This window comes from Azospira sp. MPR-LB4, assembly GCF_058809525.1.
Window position 1 is genome coordinate 3,533,545 of the sequence record NZ_CM179521.1, and the last position, 17,444, is coordinate 3,550,988.

At 64.7% G+C, this 17,444-nt stretch carries 16 protein-coding genes and 1 other RNA gene; 10 read left to right on the forward strand and 7 right to left on the reverse strand.

Translation table 11 applies throughout. From position 1 onward, the window contains the following. Nucleotides 1-103 precede the first annotated feature (103 nt). Together ilvB and ilvN are read left to right on the forward strand one after the other, a co-directional pair. Nucleotides 104-1,822 carry an acetolactate synthase large subunit gene (ilvB, locus tag AC3QLZ_RS16505; RefSeq protein ID WP_492783279.1) on the forward strand — a complete coding sequence of 573 codons (1,719 nt, stop codon included), beginning with the start codon at nt 104-106 and terminating at the stop codon, nt 1,820-1,822. Between the two features lies 1 nt (nt 1,823). Beyond that, entirely contained in the window at nt 1,824-2,141 is a 318-nt protein-coding gene (gene ilvN, locus AC3QLZ_RS16510) for an acetolactate synthase small subunit (protein WP_014236998.1), read from the forward strand. 200 nt (nt 2,142-2,341) lie between these two features. Here the strand turns inward: ilvN and AC3QLZ_RS16515 are convergent, their stop codons facing one another. Continuing rightward, a complete protein-coding gene (locus AC3QLZ_RS16515; RefSeq protein WP_157870611.1) occupies nt 2,342-2,812 on the reverse strand; it encodes a hypothetical protein in 471 nt (156 codons plus the stop codon). A 970-nt stretch (nt 2,813-3,782) separates the two neighbouring features. Between AC3QLZ_RS16515 and AC3QLZ_RS16520 the strand changes: the two genes are divergently transcribed. The 5 genes from AC3QLZ_RS16520 to ahbB (AC3QLZ_RS16540) all read left to right on the forward strand — a co-directional run bounded on the left by AC3QLZ_RS16520 (nt 3,783) and on the right by ahbB (AC3QLZ_RS16540) (nt 7,567). Next, nucleotides 3,783-4,136, forward strand: coding sequence for a c-type cytochrome (locus tag AC3QLZ_RS16520; RefSeq protein ID WP_014237000.1), 354 nt, complete (start codon nt 3,783-3,785; stop codon nt 4,134-4,136). A 25-nt stretch (nt 4,137-4,161) separates the two neighbouring features. Continuing rightward, nucleotides 4,162-5,355 carry a cytochrome D1 domain-containing protein gene (locus AC3QLZ_RS16525; RefSeq protein ID WP_014237001.1) on the forward strand — a complete coding sequence of 398 codons (1,194 nt, stop codon included), beginning with the start codon at nt 4,162-4,164 and terminating at the stop codon, nt 5,353-5,355. A gap of 14 nt (nt 5,356-5,369) precedes the next feature. Continuing rightward, a complete protein-coding gene (gene ahbB / locus AC3QLZ_RS16530; protein ID WP_014237002.1) occupies nt 5,370-6,398 on the forward strand; it encodes a siroheme decarboxylase subunit beta in 1,029 nt (342 codons plus the stop codon). Next, complete coding sequence (locus AC3QLZ_RS16535) at nt 6,391-6,897, forward strand: Lrp/AsnC family transcriptional regulator (RefSeq protein WP_014237003.1); 507 nt, start codon at nt 6,391-6,393, stop codon at nt 6,895-6,897. Before ahbB (AC3QLZ_RS16530) ends, AC3QLZ_RS16535 begins: the two co-directional genes overlap by 8 nt. Nucleotides 6,898-7,063: 166 nt before the next feature. Continuing rightward, a complete protein-coding gene (gene ahbB / locus AC3QLZ_RS16540) occupies nt 7,064-7,567 on the forward strand; it encodes a siroheme decarboxylase subunit beta (RefSeq protein WP_014237004.1) in 504 nt (167 codons plus the stop codon). A 124-nt stretch (nt 7,568-7,691) separates the two neighbouring features. Here the strand turns inward: ahbB (AC3QLZ_RS16540) and ssrA are convergent. The 6 genes from ssrA to AC3QLZ_RS16570 all read right to left on the reverse strand — a co-directional run bounded on the left by ssrA (nt 7,692) and on the right by AC3QLZ_RS16570 (nt 12,251). Then, nucleotides 7,692-8,015, reverse strand: a transfer-messenger RNA (tmRNA) gene (gene ssrA / locus AC3QLZ_RS16545). 39 nt (nt 8,016-8,054) lie between these two features. Then, nucleotides 8,055-8,714 carry an HAD family hydrolase gene (locus AC3QLZ_RS16550; protein WP_014237005.1) on the reverse strand — a complete coding sequence of 220 codons (660 nt, stop codon included), beginning with the start codon at nt 8,712-8,714 and terminating at the stop codon, nt 8,055-8,057. Next, nucleotides 8,707-9,405, reverse strand: a complete 699-nt coding sequence (gene ubiG / locus AC3QLZ_RS16555; RefSeq protein ID WP_014237006.1) for a bifunctional 2-polyprenyl-6-hydroxyphenol methylase/3-demethylubiquinol 3-O-methyltransferase UbiG — start codon at nt 9,403-9,405, stop codon at nt 8,707-8,709. The genes AC3QLZ_RS16550 and ubiG overlap by 8 nt, the downstream gene beginning before the upstream one ends. A gap of 79 nt (nt 9,406-9,484) precedes the next feature. Beyond that, entirely contained in the window at nt 9,485-10,123 is a 639-nt protein-coding gene (ompA, locus tag AC3QLZ_RS16560; protein ID WP_014237007.1) for an outer membrane protein OmpA, read from the reverse strand. A gap of 82 nt (nt 10,124-10,205) precedes the next feature. Beyond that, on the reverse strand, nt 10,206-11,540 hold the full coding sequence (locus tag AC3QLZ_RS16565; protein ID WP_014237008.1) for a TRZ/ATZ family hydrolase: 1,335 nt from the start codon (nt 11,538-11,540) through the stop codon (nt 10,206-10,208). Nucleotides 11,541-11,609: 69 nt separating this feature from the next. Continuing rightward, nucleotides 11,610-12,251: an OmpA family protein gene (locus AC3QLZ_RS16570; RefSeq protein WP_014237009.1), complete on the reverse strand. Its 642-nt coding sequence runs from the start codon at nt 12,249-12,251 to the stop codon at nt 11,610-11,612. A 266-nt stretch (nt 12,252-12,517) separates the two neighbouring features. Here AC3QLZ_RS16570 and gyrA point away from each other — a divergent pair, with 266 nt between their 5' ends. From gyrA to pheA, 3 genes are read left to right on the forward strand one after another with little or no spacing between them, the layout of a single operon-like run. After that, nucleotides 12,518-15,139, forward strand: a complete 2,622-nt coding sequence (gene gyrA / locus AC3QLZ_RS16575; RefSeq protein ID WP_014237010.1) for a DNA gyrase subunit A — start codon at nt 12,518-12,520, stop codon at nt 15,137-15,139. Further along, nucleotides 15,139-16,269 carry a 3-phosphoserine/phosphohydroxythreonine transaminase gene (gene serC / locus AC3QLZ_RS16580; protein ID WP_014237011.1) on the forward strand — a complete coding sequence of 377 codons (1,131 nt, stop codon included), beginning with the start codon at nt 15,139-15,141 and terminating at the stop codon, nt 16,267-16,269. Before gyrA ends, serC begins: the two co-directional genes overlap by 1 nt. Before the next feature lie 3 nt (nt 16,270-16,272). Beyond that, nucleotides 16,273-17,397 (forward strand): prephenate dehydratase, encoded by a 1,125-nt coding sequence (gene pheA, locus AC3QLZ_RS16585; RefSeq protein ID WP_014237012.1) that lies wholly within the window; start codon nt 16,273-16,275, stop codon nt 17,395-17,397. The last annotated feature ends 47 nt before the right edge of the window (nt 17,398-17,444 follow it).

Sequence of the window (17,444 nt, forward strand, 5' to 3'; positions counted from 1 at the left end):
GAATTCCACAAAACCCCCGCCGGCGCGACAGCCCGGCGGGGGTTTTGTTTTTGGGCCCTCCGACCGGCAAGCCAAACCGGATCACGCAAGGAGAAGCCCAGCCATGAATGCCCCAGCCCCCCAAGCCGCCCGCCAGACGGATGCCGCCCCGGCGCCGGAAACCCTTACCGGCGCCCAGATCGTCGTCCGCCTGCTGGAACGCCAGGGCGTCACCACCGTCTCCGGCATTCCCGGCGGCGCCATCCTGCCCTTCTACGACGCCCTCTCGGCCTCGGAAAAAATCCGCCACGTGCTGGCCCGCCATGAGCAGGGCGCCGGCTTCATCGCCCAGGGCATGGCCCGGGCCAGCGGCCAGCCCGCTGTCTGCCTCGCTTCCTCCGGCCCCGGTGCCACCAATCTGCTGACCGCCATCGCCGATGCCAAGCTGGATTCCATTCCCCTGGTGGCCATCACCGGCCAGGTGCCCCGCAGCATGATCGGCACCGACGCCTTCCAGGAGGTGGATACCTACGGCCTTTCCATCCCCATCACCAAGCACAACTTCCTGGTGAACTCCGCAGAAGAGCTGCTGGAGGTGATTCCCCGGGCCTTCACCCTGGCCGCCTCCGGCCGCCCCGGCCCGGTGCTGGTGGATATCCCCAAGGACGTCCAGGCCCAGGCCATCGAGGTCAGCCAGTGGCCCGCCCCCGGCGGCCGCCAGGCCCTGCCGGCGCCGGACATGGCGGCCATCGAAAAGGCCGCCGCCATGATCAACGCCGCCGAGCGGCCCATCCTTTATCTGGGCGGCGGCGTCGTCCATTCCGGCGCCGCCGAGGCCGCCGTGGCTCTGGCAGAGAAGGCGTCGCTTCCCACCACCATGACCCTCATGGCCCTGGGCGCCATGCCGGTGGACCATCCCCTCTCCATCCACATGCTGGGTATGCACGGCGCCCGCTACACCAACCTGCTGCTGGAAGAGTGCGACCTGCTCATCGCCGTCGGCGCCCGCTTCGACGACCGGGCCACCGGCAAGGTGGCGGCCTTCTGCCCCAAGGCCCAGATCATCCACATCGACATCGACCCCTCCGAACTGGACAAGATCAAGAACGCCCACGTGGGCATCGCCGGCGACGTGGGCGAGGTACTGGAAAAACTTTCGCCCCTGGTGGAGGCCCACCTGCGCAAGCGCTGGCTCACCCACATGGGCGACCTGCGCTCCCGCTTCCGCCTGCAGCGGCCCAACCTGGAAGACCCGCGCAGCCACTACGGCCTGATCCAGGCCGTGGCCGACTGTCTGGACGATTCCGCCGCCATTGCCACCGACGTGGGCCAGCACCAGATGTGGGTGGCCCAGGCCTACCCCCTGCGCCGGCCGCGCCAGTGGCTCACCTCCGGCGGCCTGGGGACCATGGGCTTCGGCGTTCCCGCCGCCCTCGGTGCCGCCCTGGCCGAGCCCGAGCGCACCGTGGTCTGCTTTACCGGCGACGGCAGCATCCTGATGAACATCCAGGAACTGGCCACTATTGCCGAAGCCGGCGCCAACCTGAAGATCGTGCTCATGAACAACGACGCCCTGGGCCTGGTGTACCAGCAGCAGGAGCTGTTCTACGGCAAGCGCTATTTCGCCTCCAAATTCGCCGGCCAGCCCGACTTCCTCAAGATCGCCGAAGGCTTCGGCATCGACACCCTGGACCTGGACACCGCCGCCGATCCCCGGGCCGCCCTGCGCCAGGCCCTGCAACGGCCCGGCCCCTGCCTCATCCACGCCTTCATCGACATGAACGAGAAGGTCTATCCCATGGTGCCCCCCGGCGCCGCCAACACCGACATGATTGGAGGCTGAGATGAACGCCGTCAGCAAAAAAGAAAACGCCGCCCTGGCCCGCCCCCAGCGCACCGTGCTGGAACTGGAAGTGAATAACCACGCCGGAGTCATGTCCCACGTGGTGGGCCTCTTCTCCCGCCGCGCTTACAACGTGGAAGGCATCCTCTGCCTGCCCGTAGGCGACGGCAGCATCAGCCGCATCTGGCTACTGGTCCTGGAAGACCGGCGCCTGGAGCAGATGGTGAAGCAGGTGGAGAAGCTGGAGGACGTGCGCACGGTCCGCCGCCACGGGGCGGATCATGCGGTGTTTGAACGGCTGGAGGAGTTTTTCCGCTGAGAAAATTAAGCGCCCGCTTCAGGAAGAGGCGGGCGCCGGTGCTGAAGGTCGGCTATCGACCCAAAAAGCGGAAGTAGGTGGCTTATAGAAGCGAACGATCAGGAACGTTTGACCTGAGAGGCCGCCGTAGCGGCGAAGCCGCGAAGGGAACCCAAAACGCAGCTTGTGGGCGGTCCCTCTTGGTGGAAGGGTTAGGGCGCTTACTTTGCATACTTCGCCACGGTTGCATCCTCTCGGTCTTGATGCTCTTTAATTTCGACATACATTTGCTTATGCGCTTCAGTCAGCGGCTCTCCCGCCGGCGTACTTGCACACCCGCGAAGTGGTGAAACATGCGTCTTCCGATAGGTCGCGGCTCTTTCGATATAGTTTGGGTAATCATTTGGATCGACAAGCAACCAGCCTGATTCAAACAGCCCATACCACCATTGCTCTTGCATGTAGGGATAGAAGCCAAGAGCAGAATCTACCTGGCTTTCAAGAAGCAACTTGACTGGTTTCTCATTGCCTTTTTCTAACGCATGCAGGTTTGCAACGGCCAGAGCTGCACGGGGAGTGGAATCTAGAACGTTGTACGCCCAAAGGCCTTGAAAAAAACCAAGCCCCAGGCCACTGCAGAATGCAACGATGGAACAGAAAATCACTAAGACGATTACGCGGCGTGACGACATAAGCGCTCTACCGTTCGATGTAAGGGGCCTGCCGCAGACAGGTCCCCTTAGCGAAGGGATTAGGGAGGCGGCTCATTGAACGTTTCCTTTTGCCGCCGCAGTCGCATATGCGCGAAGCGTTGCGTTATCGTTTTGGCTTTCAAGAAATTGGGCAACGATCTCTTCAACTCGCTCTGGGTAGTAGTGCGCCCAGTGCCCAAGACCGTGAAGAGCACTCTCTTGACACGCGATTGAGGAAATCTCTAGTTGCGACTGAAGTACCTCAAGAACAGTGGCGTCAAGGGTTCGCCGAGTTGAGTCCGCTGGCTTGCCATGAATTGGTATGACCTCCCACCACATATGGCAAATGGAGTTAAGGGGCGAGAGGCCTTCACCGGATTGCCTTCTGCTTGACGCCACATCTGTGCAGCGAGCTGCGAAGAGGTCCTGGAAAAGTGAATTCATTGCGCGAAGACATGTTAGGCGATTGGCCTCTGGAAGTGACTCATCAAGCAAGGCAAACATGTGATCACTACCCGATGGGCTCACCAAGTACCAGAAGCCTTGGTCCAGTTGTGCGTCGGTGAACTGCTCACAGACATGCGCCGACGATGTGAACAAGCGAGTCATAAACTGGAGTGAGGTTGAAGACGGCGCCTCCCACGACGGAGAATCAACGTCGAAGTACCAAGCCGGGTCAGAGACTGGGCGGGCAAAGCAATGGGATATCCAGTCTTCGTAGGAAGGCATCATGGCCACGCGCCCTAAGCACGCCAATTTATGTCATTTGGAATATTCCCCGTCAGTATAACAACATCCATATGGTGGACAACCACACAGGGCAACGTCAGTGTTAGGGCAACCCAACCTCTGCTTGTGGCCGACAACAGCCTCTGTCTGTATTTCCCCCTACAACCCCCACGGTCTTTCTGCATCGAAAGCTGATGCTTATCAAAGTGTCCTGGTGGGCCGGGCGGCAAGATGGGTGCCCATGAAGCCCGCCATTTCTTTCCCCTGCATTTGCCTGAGCGGCCTTGGCCTGACCGCGGCCTTGCTGCCCCTTGCCGTTAGTGCCACGGAAGTGGCAGTTCCCGCTCCCCGCGCCCAAGAATTGGTGCATATGGTTCGTCAGGATTGCGGTTCCTGCCACGGCCTGACCCTCAAGGGCGGCCTGGGGCCGGCCCTCACTGCCGAGACCTTCCGCCAGCGGCCTGCCGAGAGCATGGTGGCCACCATCCTGCATGGCCGGCCGGGCACGCCCATGCCGCCCTTCAAGGGCATCATCAACGAGGCCGAGGCCCAGTGGATCGTGCAGCAGCTCCAGGCCGGCTTCCCCAACGAATAATTTGAATTCCCCGCGAAAGACCGCCATGACGCCTGCCACGCCTGTCGTTTCCCGCCGCTTTCTTCTGCCTGTTCTCCTGCTCTCCCTCCTGACCGGTTGCGCCAGCGCCCCGGCACCCCGGGGCAGCGGCGACCTGGGGGTGGTGATCGAGCGTTCCATCGGCCAGGTGCAGGTGGTCAATACCACCTCGAAAACGGCCCTGGCCAAGGTGCCCGGGCTGGGTGACCTGTCCCACGCTTCCGTGGTCTTCAGCCGGGACCAGCGCTACGCCTACGTCTTCGGTCGTGACGGCGGTTTGACCAAGGTGGATATCCTCAACGCCTCCATCGCCAAGCGCATCGTCCAGGCCGGCAACGCCATCGGCGGTGCCATTTCCCAGGACGGCAAGCTGGTGGTGGCCCAGAATTACGAGCCGGGCGGCATCAAGGCCTTCGACGCCGAGACCCTGGAACTGGTGGCGGACATTCCGTCCGTGGACATGAACGGGGTGCGCTCCAAGGTGGTGGGCCTGGCCGACCTGTCGGGCAACCGCTTCGCCTTTTCCCTCTTCGAAGCCGGGGAAATCTGGGTGGCCGACCTCTCCAATGTGAAGGCGCCCAAGGTGCAGAAATACTCCGCCGGCAAGCAGCCCTACGACGCCCTGGTGACGCCGGACGGCCGCTACTACATCGCCGGCCTCTTCGGCGAGGACGGCCTGGCCATGCTCGACACCTGGCAGCCGGAGCAGGGCGTGCAGAAGATTCTCGCCGGCTACGGCAAGGGCGAGCAGCCCCTGCCGGTGTACAAGATGCCTCACCTGCGGGGCTGGTCCGTGGCCGGCGGCAAGGCCTACCTGCCCGCCATCGGCCGCCACGAGGTACTGGTGGTGGATACCAAGACCTGGAAGGAGACGGCCCGCATCCCGGTGAAGAGCCAGCCGGTGTTCGTCATGGCCCGGCCCGACGGGCGGGAGATCTGGGTCAATTTCGCCTTCCCCGACAACGGCTGGGTCCAGGTCATCGACACCCTGGAAGGCAAGGTGACCCACACCCTGCAACCGGGCAAGGCCATCCTGCACATGGAATTCGCGCCCCGCGGCGAGGCCGTCTGGCTCTCGGCCCGGGACGATAACAAGGTCACCGTTTTCGACACCCGCACCAAGGCGCCAGTGGCCGAGCTGAAGGCGGAGAGCCCGAGCGGCATCTTCTTCACCAGCCGCGCTGCCCGCACCGGCTTCTGACGCCTCGCCCGTCCATGCCCATGAACGCCGCCCGCTTCCCCCTGCTCAACGACTACCAGCGGGACTTCCCCCTGGTCTCCCGGCCCTTTGCCGCCATCGGTGCGGCCCAAGGGCTGAGCGAGGCGGAGGTGCTGGAGCAATACCGTCACTGGCAGCAGCAGGGCATGGTGAACCGCATCGGTGCCGTCTTCGCCCCGCGCCGGGTCGGCGCCAGCACCCTGGCCGCCCTGCAGGCGCCGCCGGAGCGGCTGGAATGGGTGGCCGGCCGGGTCAGCGCCCATCCCGAGGTTAATCACAACTACGCCCGGGAGCACGCCTACAACCTGTGGTTCGTCGCCACCGCGCCGGACGCCCTGCGTCTGCATGCGGTGCTGGCGGCCATCGAGGCCGAGACCGGCTGCCCCGTCATTTCCCTGCCCCTGGTGGAAGAGTTCCACATCGACCTGGGTTTCGACCTGGCCGGCGGCGGCGCCCGGCGCCAGCCGGTGGCGGCGGTGCCCTCCCTGGAGCAGCCCATCGAACTGACCCGGGAAGAGCAGGGGCTGATGCCGGTGCTGCAGGAGGGCCTGCCCCTGGAGCCCCAGCCTTTCCGCGCCCTGGCCTACCGGGCCGGCCTGGAGGAAGGGCGTCTGCTGGAACTGCTCGGCCAGTGGCTGGAGCGGGGCATCCTCAAGCGCTTCGGCGTGGTGGTGCGGCACCATGAGCTGGGCTACACCGCCAACGCCATGTGCGTCTGGGCCGTGCCGGAAGGGGAGGTGAGTGCCCTGGGCGAGAGCCTCGCCGCCGAGCCCGGCGTCACCCTCTGCTACCGCCGCCGCCCCATGGCGCCCCACTGGCCCTACAACCTGTTCTGCATGATCCACGGCAAGGCCCGGGAGGAAGTGGTGGAACTGCGCCGCGGCCTGGGCGAACGCCTGGGGCTGGACGCCTTCCCCAACGAGCTGCTCTTTTCCACCCGGCGCTACAAGCAGACCGGCGCCCGCTATGCACCCCAGGCACCCCGGGCTGATGCCGATACCCATAGGCAGGCCGCCCATGGCTGATACAGCGGAGAAGACGAAACCCTCCCGCCGCGCCGCCCTGGCGCCGGCCCGGGAGCCGGATGAACTGGATCGGCGCATCATCAACGCCCTCCAGGGCGACTTCCCCCTGAGCCCGGAGCCCTATGCCGAGGCTGCAACCAAGCTGGGCATCAGCGAGGCCGAGCTGCTGGCCCGGCTGCAGTCCCTGCTGGACGACCGCATCCTCACCCGCTTCGGCCCCATGTTCCAGATCGAGCGCCTGGGCGGCGCCTTCTGCCTGGCCGCCATGGCTGTGCCCGACGCCGAATTCGAGCGGGTGGCGGAACAGGTCAATGCCTTGCCCCAGGTGGCCCACAACTACGCCCGGGAGCACGCCTTCAACATGTGGTTCGTGCTGGCGACGGAAACGCCTGAGGGCATCGACGCCGCCGTGCAGGCCATCGAGGCCGCCACCGGCTACCCGGTCTATCCCTTCCCGAAAGAGAAGGAATACTTCGTCGAAATGAAGCTGCAGGCATGAACGCCGCAACCGTCGATCTCCGCATTTCCCAACCCGTCGTGGCGCTTTGGCTCACGCTGCAGGCCCATTCCGCCCGGGCGGCCCGTGCTGTCCGGGGGCAATGCCGGTATGCCGTTCCGTCGGGGACGGGTATGGCGTCTGCAAGCTGTCTGCCAGGAAACCGTTGATGGACGCCACTTTCCCCATGGATGACCTGGATCGCCGCATCGTGCTTGCCACCCAGGCCGGCCTGCCCCTGGTGCCGCGTCCCTACCTGGTCCTGGCGGAGCAGCTGGGCGTGGCCGAAACCGAGATACGGCAGCGACTGGCCCGCCTGCTGGCAGCGGGCGCCATCCGCCGCATCGGCGCCGTGCCCAACCACTACGCCATCGGCTACACCGCCAACGGCATGAGCGTTTGGCAGATCGACCCGGCGGTGATCGACGCCGTCGGCAAGCGGGTCGGCGGGCTGCAATCGGTCACCCACTGCTATCGCCGACCGGACCATCCGCCGGCCTGGCCCTACAACCTCTTCGCCATGGTCCACGGCAAGAGCCGGGCGGAAGTCGAAGCCGAAGTCGGGCGCATCGCCACCCTGATCCAGGCCGAGTTCCCCGGCGCCCTGGGCGCCCGGGACATCCTCTTTTCCACCCGCATCCTGAAAAAAACCGGCTTGCGGTTGGGCGAGTGATTGCCTGGGTCTTGCGGGTGCTGCTTTATGGGGGAGTTTCAGTAGCTGCTGTACCAACGCTCTCGGAAAGAGACAACAGGCGTTGCCTGAGGCGAGGAAGCTACATTTTGGGAATTGGAAATAACGATGGGGACCGAAGTCCCCACCGGCTTTTCTTTGGTAACAAGGCTCAAGCAGCCTCGGCAAAAGCCTTAAGCGGCGATTGCGAAACGCTCATCGTTGGCGTTTGGAGATTTGCTTCATTAACGTCGATCGCCTGACGAGTTGCCTGCGCACCTTTGCCCGCCCTGTCGAAGCCAGTACACCCCCACCTAAGAACTCTCCGAAACTCTTAGGTGGAGGTGGCGGGAATCGAACCCGCGTCCAGAACGCCTCCAGATTGCCGGAATTACAACCATGACCAGCATTATGGGGGCTGCCCCCCGGAACTTCAAGGGGCGGTGGTCTGATATCTGCCGTAATCCTGGCGCGGCGAGGCGACTGGCTTTCAGCGGGCCGGGCCGAGCAGGGGCGATACTTCGTCGGGGTGGTCGATCAGGTGGTCGGCGCCCCAGGTCTCCGGCGGGTGTTCCGTGCCCAGATAGCCCCAGCGGACGCCGATGGTCATCATGGCGCAGGCGTTGCCGGCCTGAATGTCCCGCAGGTCGTCGCCCAGGTAGCAGCAGTCCTGGGTGGGCAGACCCAGCAATTGGGCTGCCAGCAGCAAGGGATCAGGTGCCGGCTTTGGGTTGGGGGTCGAGTCGCCGCAGACAATGCAGGCGCAGCGGTGAGCCAGATCCATCTGTTGCAGCAGCGGATGGGTCAGGCGCTCACTCTTGTTGGTGACCACGCCCCAGGGAATGCGGCGTTGTTCCAGCTGTGCGAGCAGCTCGGCCATGCCCGGGAACAGTGTCGTATGGTGGCAGAGCCGCTCTTCATAGTGCTGGATGAAGCGGCGGTAAAGTTCGGCGTAGCTGTCATCCTGGGGGGTAACGCCCATGCCGACCCGCAGCAGGCCCCTGCCTCCCTGGGAGGTGTGGGGGCGCAGGGTGTCCAGGGGAAGGGGCGGTAGGTTGTAGTCCTGGCGTACCCGGTTGAGCGCGGCTCCCAGGTCGGGAGCCGTGTCCGCCAGGGTGCCGTCCAGGTCGAACAGTACCGCTTCAGGCATTGCGCACGGTGCGCAGCAGGTAGTTCACCGAAGTGTCCCGACCCAGGCTGTAGCGCTGGGTGAAGGGGTTGTAGGTCATGCCGATGATTTCGGCCACTTCCAGGTCGGCTGCCTTGCAATGACGTGCCAGTTCGGATGGCTTGATGAATTTGGCGTAGTCGTGGGTGCCCTTGGGCAGCATCTGCAGGAGATATTCGGCGCCAATGACTGCGAGCAGGTAGGACTTGGGATTGCGATTGAGGGTGGACAGGAAGACCTGGCCGCCCGGCTTGACCAGCCTGGCGCAGGCTGCCACCGTGCTGGCGGGGTCCGGCACGTGCTCCAGCATTTCCAGGCAGGTGACCACGTCGAAACTGCCCGGCATTTCGGCTGCTAGGGACTCGGCGGAGATGTGGCGGTAGTCCACGCTGCGGCCGCTTTCCAGCAGGTGCAGGCGGGCGACGCCGAGGGCCTTTTCCGAGAGGTCGATGCCGGTCACCTGGGCGCCCCGTTCGGCCATGCCCTCGCTGAGCAGGCCGCCGCCGCATCCCACATCCAGCACTTTTTTGCCGGCCAGCCCCACATTGGCGTCGATCCAGTCGAGACGCAGGGGGTTGATGTCGTGGAGCGGCTTGAACTCGCTCTTGGGGTCCCACCAGCGGTGGGCCAGGTCACTGAATTTCTGCAGTTCGTTGGGATCGGCGTTAATCATGGCTGAAATATGGCAAGGGAGAGGCTAGGAAAGAAAAAAGCCCTGCGAATGCAGGGCTTTTTACAGGAACGGCGCAGGATTACTTGGTGCCGATCACTTCGATTTCAACGCGACGGTCAGGCTGCAGGCACTCGATCAGGGCCTTGGTCTTCTTTTCGCTCTTGCCGCACTTGCCGGCGGTCACGGGCTGCTTTTCACCCTTGCCTTCGGTGTAGACGCGGTTGGCTTCGATGCCCTTGCTCACCAGGTATTCCTTGACGGCGGCAGCGCGACGCTCGGACAGCTTCTGGTTGTAAGCATCCTTGCCGATGCGGTCAGCGTGACCCACGGCGATGATCACTTCCAGGTTGATTTCCTTGGCCTTGACCACCAGCTCGTCCAGCTTGGACTTGCCTTCGGCGCGCAGCACGGCCTTGTCGAAGTCGAACAGGGCGTCGGCGGACAGGGTGATCTTGGCGCCGACGGGCTTGACGCCACCGGCGTCCTTGGCAGCGGCACCGGCCTTCACCAGATCGCCATCACACTCGGCGATGGCGGCGGCGGGGGTCCAGTAGCCGGTGCGCCAGCAGAGGCCGAAACCGCTGCGGGCAACTTCGTTACGGGTATCGGTCAGGTAGGCACCCTTGTCGGTGGTTTGGGCTTGGGCCATGGTGGCGCCCAGGCTCAGGCCGGCGGCAAGCAGAACCAGCAGGGACTTTTTGGCGAATTTGTTGGTCATCTCTCTTTTACCTCGTGTTCGTGAAAGGCAGCTGAATCAGCAACGGCGCAACCCCTTATTTTTGCGTGGGTTCGGCCCGAGACTAATCTCGAATTTTATTCTGCCATACTTTGGCAAGGCTGATCAAATCATTTTTCCCGATTCCGCACAGGGAGCCGTTCTCCACCCTTAATTGCCCTGCAACCCAGACGTGGGAGACATGCTCCCTCCCGGCCGCATATACGGCGTGGGATGCGGGGTCGTAGCAGGGGGAAAGTTCGGGGGATGAAAGGTCGATGGCGCAGAGGTCGGCAGCTTTGCCAGACTCAATTGTACCTATTTTGTCTTCCATGCCCAGCGCCCGGGCACCGGCAAGGGTGGCAGCCTGCAGGGCCTGGTGGGCGCCCAGGGCCTGTGCGTTGCCGCTGGCGCCCTTGGCCAGCAGGGCGGCCAGGCGCATTTCGGCCAGGAGGTCGAGGCGGTTGTTGCTGGCGGCGCCGTCGGTGCCGATGCCGACATTGACGCCGGCTTGCAGCAGTTCGGCAACAGGGGTGATGCCGCTGGCCAGCTTGAGGTTGGAGGCCGGGCAGTGGGCAACGGAGCAGCCGTGGGTGGCCAGCAGGGCAATTTCTGCCGCTTGCAGGTGGACGGCGTGAACGGCAATCAGGCCGGGGCCCACCAGTCCCAGGCGGCGCAGGCGTTCCAGGGGACGTACGCCGTATTGCTTCAGGCTTTCCTCGATTTCAGTCGTGGTTTCGTGCAGGTGCAGGTGGATCGGAATGTCCAGCTGTTCTGCCAGGGGCAGGATGCGCTCGAAGGTCTGGTCGGAGACCGTATACGGCGCATGGGGGGCCAGGCAGAAGGAGAGGAGGGGTTCGTTGCGCAGGTCGTCCCGGGCGGCCAGGCCTTTTTCCAGGTAGTCCTCGGCGCCGCTGGCGTAGGCGTTGGGAAAGTCCAGCACCACCAGGCCCAGGGCAGCCCGCATCCCCATTTGCTGGGCGGCGGCGGCCGCTTCCCGGGGGAAGAAGTACATGTCGTTGAAACAGGTGATGCCGCCCTGCAGCATTTCGGCTGCCGCCAGCAGAGTGCCGTCGCGGACGAACTCTCGGGAGACGAAACGTCCCTCTGCCGGCCAGATGTGCTCCTGCAGCCAGGTCATCAGGGGCAGGTCGTCGGCCAGGCCGCGCAGCAGGCTCATGGCAGCGTGGGTGTGCAGATTGACCAGGCCGGGAATCAGTAGCTGTTCGCCCAGATGTACCGTCTTGCGCGGAGTGAAGCGTTCCCGGGCCTCCGCCTGGGGCAGCACGGCGACGATGTTGCCTCCGCTGACGGCGACGGCATGGTTTTCCAGGGTGACGCCGAAGGGTCTGACCGGGATGATCCAGCGCGCCTCGATCAGGAGGTCGATGTTGTCGGCGGGAGTGGGGGAGGAGGTCATCGGGTGTGGGGTGGTGAGTGAACAAAAAAGCCCCGCCGTATGGGGCGGGGCGTCTGTCTGCAACTGCTGTTACTTGGCGCTGCCCTTGACCTCGACCACCACGCGGCGGCTGGGGGCTAGGCAGGCGATCAGCTTCTGCCGGGGCAGGGAGTCATCACATTTGACGCCCTGGGCCGGCTGGGTCTTGCCGGCACCCATGGTGTCCACCGTGTCGGCCGGCACGCCCTTCTTCAGCAGATAGGCCTTGACTGCATCGGCGCGCTTTTCGGACAGCTTCTGGTTGTATGCCTGGGAGCCCAGGCGATCTGTGTGGCCGGTGATCATGATCATGGAGACGGAAGCACAGGAGCTCAGCTTGCCCACCACGTCGCTGTCCAGGCGTTTCTGGGCGGCGCCGGTAAGGGCGGCCTTGTTGAAGGTGAAGAGCTCGTCGCTCTGCAGGGTGACGGTGAAGTCGCACTTCTTGGCGGCTGCGGTGGCGGCCGGTGCGGCGGCGGCGGGGGCTGCCTTGGTCAGGTCCGGATCGCATTCGGCCAGGGCGGCCGCCGGGGTCCAGGCGCTGGTGCGCCAGCACAGGCCGAAGCCGCTCTTGGCCACCACATTGCGGGTGTCGGTGAGATAGGCGGCGGTTGGTGTCTGGGCCAGGGCCGGGGCGGCACAGGCAATGGCGCCCAGGGCGGCGATGATGGTGGTCAGGTTCTGCTTTTTCAAGATTTGTCCCTCCTCGTGGGTGGTGTCTCAGGTGTGGCCTTAGGGGGCCTTTCTTTGCCTACCATTGCACATACGGCAATGTATGGGCGATTTAACCAAAGATTTTCGGGGGATACAACCGATTCCGGCGGAGCGGGAAGGGATTCCGCCGGGATATCCCCGGCCGTGGGGGCGTTCTGACGGCGGGGAGGCCGGCGTGCTAGAATCTCCCCCTTCATTTCCACCGGAAATCCTCCCAGAGCCGCTCCGGCGGCCGCCCGAGACCTATGGATCAATTCGCCAAAGAAACCCTGCCAATCAGCCTCGAAGAGGAAATGCGCCGTTCCTACCTGGATTACGCCATGAGCGTGATCGTCGGCCGGGCGCTGCCGGATGTGCGGGACGGCCTCAAGCCCGTGCATCGCCGGGTCCTGTTTGCCATGCATGAACTGGGCAACGACTGGAACAAGGCCTACAAGAAGTCCGCCCGTATCGTCGGCGACGTCATTGGTAAGTACCACCCCCACGGCGATACGGCGGTGTACGACACCATCGTGCGCATGGCCCAGGACTTTTCCCTGCGCTACATGCTGGTGGACGGCCAGGGCAACTTCGGTTCGGTGGACGGCGACAACGCTGCTGCCATGCGGTACACGGAAGTGCGCATGGCCCGCATCGGGCATCAGCTGCTGGAAGACATCGACAAGGAAACCGTCGACTTCGGCCCCAACTACGACGGCTCCGAGCAGGAACCCCTGATCCTGCCGGCCCGCATCCCCAACCTGCTGATCAACGGCTCCTCCGGCATCGCCGTGGGTATGGCCACCAACATCCCGCCCCACAACCTGGGCGAGGTGGTGGCCGCCTGTCTGGCACTGCTGCAGAACCCGAACCTGACCATCGACGAGCTGATCGACATCATTCCGGCCCCCGACTTCCCCACCGCCGGCATCATCTACGGCGTCGCCGGGGTGCGCGAGGGCTACCGCACCGGCCGCGGCCGGGTGGTGATGCGGGCCAAGACCCACGTGGAAGACCTGGACAAGGGCAACCGCCAGGCCCTGATCATCGACGAGCTGCCCTACCAGGTTAACAAGCGCACCCTGCTGGAAAAGATCGGCGAGCTGGTCAACGAAAAGCGCATCGAAGGCATCTCCGACCTGCGGGACGAGTCCGACAAGTCCGGCATGCGGGTGGTGATCGAACTGAAGCGGGGCGAGATGCCCGAAGTGGTCCTGAACAACCTGTTCAAGATGACCCAGCTGCAGGACACCTTCGGCATGAACATGGTGGCCCTGGTGGATGGCCAGCCGCGCCTGCTCAACCTGAAGCAGATGCTGGAATGCTTCCTGGCCCACCGCCGCGAAGTGCTTAACCGCCGCACCGTCTTCGAACTGCGCAAGGCCCGGGAAAAGGCCCACACCCAGGAAGGTCTGGCCGTAGCCCTGGACAACGTGGACGAAATCATCGCCCTGATCAAGGCCGCGCCCACTCCGGCCGATGCCCGCCGCGAGCTGATGGCCCGCATGTGGGTTTCCGCCACCGTTACCGAAATGCTGGCCCGGGCCAGCCTGGATGCCACCCGTCCCGAAGGCATTGCGCCCGAGTACGGCCTCTCCGCCCAGGGCTACCGCCTCACCGAAGCCCAGGCCCAGGCCATCCTGGAACTGCGTCTGCAGCGCCTGACCGGCCTGGAGCGGGACAAGATCGTCGCCGATTACAAGGAACTGCTGGAAAAGATCGCCGACCTGATGGACATCCTGGCCCGCCCCGAGCGCGTCACCGAGATCATCGGCGAGGAACTGACCGCCATCCGCGACCAGTTCGGCGACGACCGGCGCTCCGAGATCGTGGCCTACGCCCAGGACCTGGGCATCGAAGACCTGATCACGCCCCAGGACATGGTGGTGACCCTGTCCCACACCGGCTACATCAAGTCCCAGCCCCTGGCCGACTACCGGGCCCAGCGCCGCGGCGGCCGCGGCAAGCAGGCGGCTGCCATGAAGGATGACGACTTCGTCGATCACCTCTTCGTCGCCAACACCCACGACTACATCCTCTGCTTCTCCAACCGGGGCCGCTGCTACTGGCTCAAGGTCTATGAAGTGCCCCAGGGCAGCCGCATCAGCCGGGGCAAGCCCATCATCAACATGTTCCCCATGGAAGAGGGCGAGCAGATCAACGCCATCCTGCCGGTGAAGGAATTCTCCGACGACAAGTACGTCTTCATGTGCACCGTCCAGGGCACCGTGAAGAAGACTTCCCTGGCCAACTTCTCTAATCCCCGCAAGGCCGGCATCATCGCCGTCGATCTGGACGAGGGCGACTACCTGATCGGTGCCGACCTGACCACCGGCCAGAGCGACATCGTGCTGGTCTCCGACGGCGGCAAGGCTGTCTGGTTCGGCGAGGATCAGGTGCGCCCCATGGGTCGCCAGTCCCGCGGCGTGCGCGGCATGATGCTGCAGGAAGGTCAGAGCGTCATTTCCCTGCTGGTGGCCGAAAGCGAAGAGGAAACCGTGCTGGTGGCCACCGAGAACGGCTACGGCAAGCGCACCCGCCTGGGCGACTTCCGTCGTTCCAGCCGCGGCACCCAGGGCGTCATGGCCATTGCCGCCAGCGAGCGTAACGGCAAGATCGTCGCTGCCAAGCTGGTGACCGATGCGGACGAGGTCATGCTCATCACCACCGGCGGCGTGCTGATTCGCACCCGGGTGGCCGAGATCCGCGAACTGGGTCGTGCCACCCAGGGCGTCACCCTGATTTCCCTGGATGCGGGCGAGAAGTTGTCCGGCCTGGAAAAGGTGGCGGAAAGCGAAGGCGATACCGATGCCGAGGCCGGCGACGAACTGGCGGACGGCGAAATGCTTGAAGGCGGCGAGGACAGCGCTGCCAGCGAGGAAGCGTAATGCGTTTGTGGAATTTCAGTGCCGGCCCGGCGGCTCTGCCCGCCGAGGTGCTGGAGCAGGTTCAGGACGAAATGCTGGACTGGCAGGGCGCCGGTTGCGGCGTCATGGAAATGAGTCACCGGGGCAAGGAATTCACGTCCATCGCCCAGCGGGCCGAAGCCGATCTGCGGGAGCTGATGGGCATCCCCGCCAACTACAAGGTGCTGTTCCTGCAGGGCGGCGCCACCCAGCAGTTCGCCCAGGTTCCCCTCAACCTGCTGGCCGGCGTTAAGGACAAGCAGCCGGCCGACTACATCGTCACCGGCTCCTGGTCCAAGAAGGCCTTCAAGGAAACTTTGCGGGTCTGCGGTGAAACCGCCGCCCGCTGCATCGCCAGCACGGAAGACAAGGCTGCCGTGGCCGACGGTTTCACCCGTCTGCCGGCCGCGGCCGAATTGCAGGTCAATGCTGATGCGGCCTACCTGCACCTGTGCACCAACGAAACCATCCACGGCGTCGAGCTGCTGGACGAAGCGGCCTTCCTGGCCGGCGTTCCCGCCGGGGTGCCGGTAGTGGCGGACATGTCCTCTCACATCCTCTCCCGGCCCATGGACGTTTCCCGCTACGGCCTCATCTATGCCGGCGCCCAGAAGAATATCGGCCCTTCCGGCCTGACCCTGGTGATCGTGCGCGAGGACCTGCTGGGCAAGGCCCCGGCCAGTCTGCCGACGGTCCTGGACTACGCGGTCATGGCCGAGAACGACTCCATGCTCAACACCCCGCCCACCTTCGCCATCTACGTGGCCGGGCTGGTGTTCCAGTGGCTGAAGCGCATCGGCGGCATCAACGAGATGGCCCGCATCAACGCCGAGAAAGCCCGCCTGCTTTACGCCGCCATCGACGGCAGCGACGGTTTCTACCGCAATCCGGTGGACCCGGCCTGCCGTTCCCAGATGAACGTGCCCTTCACCCTGCGGGATGCCGCCCTCGATGCGGAGTTCCTGGCAGGCGCCAAGGAAGCCGGCCTGCTGGCCCTGAAGGGGCACAAGTCCGTCGGCGGCATGCGCGCCTCCATCTACAACGCCATGCCGCTGGACGGGGTTCGCGCCCTGGTGGCGTACATGGATGCTTTCGCCAAGTCCCGGGCCTGAACCATGAGCGACCGCCAGAATAGCGACAACGGCAAGGACTCCCTGCTGGCCGCACTGTCCGTGGTGCGCATGGACATCGACGCCATCGACGCCCAGCTGCTCGACCTGCTCAACCGCCGTGCCCGCTGCGCCCAGCAGGTGGGCGAGATCAAGGCCCGTCACGGCGACGCCGGCTTCATCTACCGCCCGGAGCGGGAAGCCCAGGTCCTGCGCCGCATCCAGGACATGAACCAGGGGCCCCTTTCCAGCGAAAGCGTCACCTGGTTCTTCCGCGAGGTCATGTCGGCCTGCCTGTCCCTGGAGCAGCCCCTCGGCATCGCCTTCCTCGGGCCCCTGGGCACCTTCTCGGAAAGCGCATCCACCAAGCATTTCGGCCATGCCGCCCGGCTCCTGCCCCAGGCCTCCATCGACGACGTTTTCCGCGAAGTGGAAGCCGGCCATGCCAACTACGGCGTGGCGCCGGTGGAAAATTCCACCGAAGGTGCCGTCGGCCGTACCCTGGACCTGCTGCTCGGCACTTCCCTGAAAATCTGCGGCGAGGTGGTGCTGCGCATTCACCAGCACCTGCTGACCAAGGCCCCGTCCCTGGACCGGGTGACCAAGGTTTACTCCCACGCCCAGTCCCTGGCCCAGTGCCATGAGTGGCTGAACCGCCACCTGCCCAACGTGCCCCGCATCTCCGTCGGCAGCAATGCCCAGGCGGCCCAGATGGCGGCTCAGGAAGAGGGCGCCGCGGCCATCGCTGGCGAGGCGGCGGCGGACCGCTACGACCTGCCCCGGCTGGCCGAGAGCATCGAGGACGAGCCCAACAACACCACCCGCTTCGTGGTGCTGGGCCGCCACGACGCCGGCCCCTCCACGGCGGGCAAGGACAAGACCTCCCTGATCATGTCTATTCCCAACAATACGGGGGCTCTGCATACCCTGCTGGTGCCCTTCGCCGACGCCGGTGTCTCCCTGACCCGCCTGGAATCCCGGCCGGCGCGCCACACCCTGTGGGAATACGTGTTCTTCGTCGATGTGGACGGCCACCGGGACGAACCCCGGGTCAAGGCGGCCCTGGACGAACTGGCCCGGCGTGCGGCCTACCTGAAGGTGCTCGGGTCCTACCCGGTCGCCGTCTATTGATTCCTTCCTCCCCGGCGTTCCGTGGATTCTTTCGTGCAAGCTCTCTA

Coding starts and splice junctions, on each gene's coding strand:
- ilvB (WP_492783279.1), top strand. CDS start 104: ATGAATGCCCCAGCCCCCCAAGCCGCCCGCCAGACGGATGCCGCCCCG.
- ilvN (WP_014236998.1), top strand. CDS start 1,824: ATGAACGCCGTCAGCAAAAAAGAAAACGCCGCCCTGGCCCGCCCCCAG.
- AC3QLZ_RS16515 (WP_157870611.1), bottom strand. CDS start 2,812: ATGTCGTCACGCCGCGTAATCGTCTTAGTGATTTTCTGTTCCATCGTT.
- AC3QLZ_RS16520 (WP_014237000.1), top strand. CDS start 3,783: ATGAAGCCCGCCATTTCTTTCCCCTGCATTTGCCTGAGCGGCCTTGGC.
- AC3QLZ_RS16525 (WP_014237001.1), top strand. CDS start 4,162: ATGACGCCTGCCACGCCTGTCGTTTCCCGCCGCTTTCTTCTGCCTGTT.
- ahbB (WP_014237002.1), top strand. CDS start 5,370: ATGCCCATGAACGCCGCCCGCTTCCCCCTGCTCAACGACTACCAGCGG.
- AC3QLZ_RS16535 (WP_014237003.1), top strand. CDS start 6,391: ATGGCTGATACAGCGGAGAAGACGAAACCCTCCCGCCGCGCCGCCCTG.
- ahbB (WP_014237004.1), top strand. CDS start 7,064: ATGGACGCCACTTTCCCCATGGATGACCTGGATCGCCGCATCGTGCTT.
- AC3QLZ_RS16550 (WP_014237005.1), bottom strand. CDS start 8,714: ATGCCTGAAGCGGTACTGTTCGACCTGGACGGCACCCTGGCGGACACG.
- ubiG (WP_014237006.1), bottom strand. CDS start 9,405: ATGATTAACGCCGATCCCAACGAACTGCAGAAATTCAGTGACCTGGCC.
- ompA (WP_014237007.1), bottom strand. CDS start 10,123: ATGACCAACAAATTCGCCAAAAAGTCCCTGCTGGTTCTGCTTGCCGCC.
- AC3QLZ_RS16565 (WP_014237008.1), bottom strand. CDS start 11,540: ATGACCTCCTCCCCCACTCCCGCCGACAACATCGACCTCCTGATCGAG.
- gyrA (WP_014237010.1), top strand. CDS start 12,518: ATGGATCAATTCGCCAAAGAAACCCTGCCAATCAGCCTCGAAGAGGAA.
- serC (WP_014237011.1), top strand. CDS start 15,139: ATGCGTTTGTGGAATTTCAGTGCCGGCCCGGCGGCTCTGCCCGCCGAG.
- pheA (WP_014237012.1), top strand. CDS start 16,273: ATGAGCGACCGCCAGAATAGCGACAACGGCAAGGACTCCCTGCTGGCC.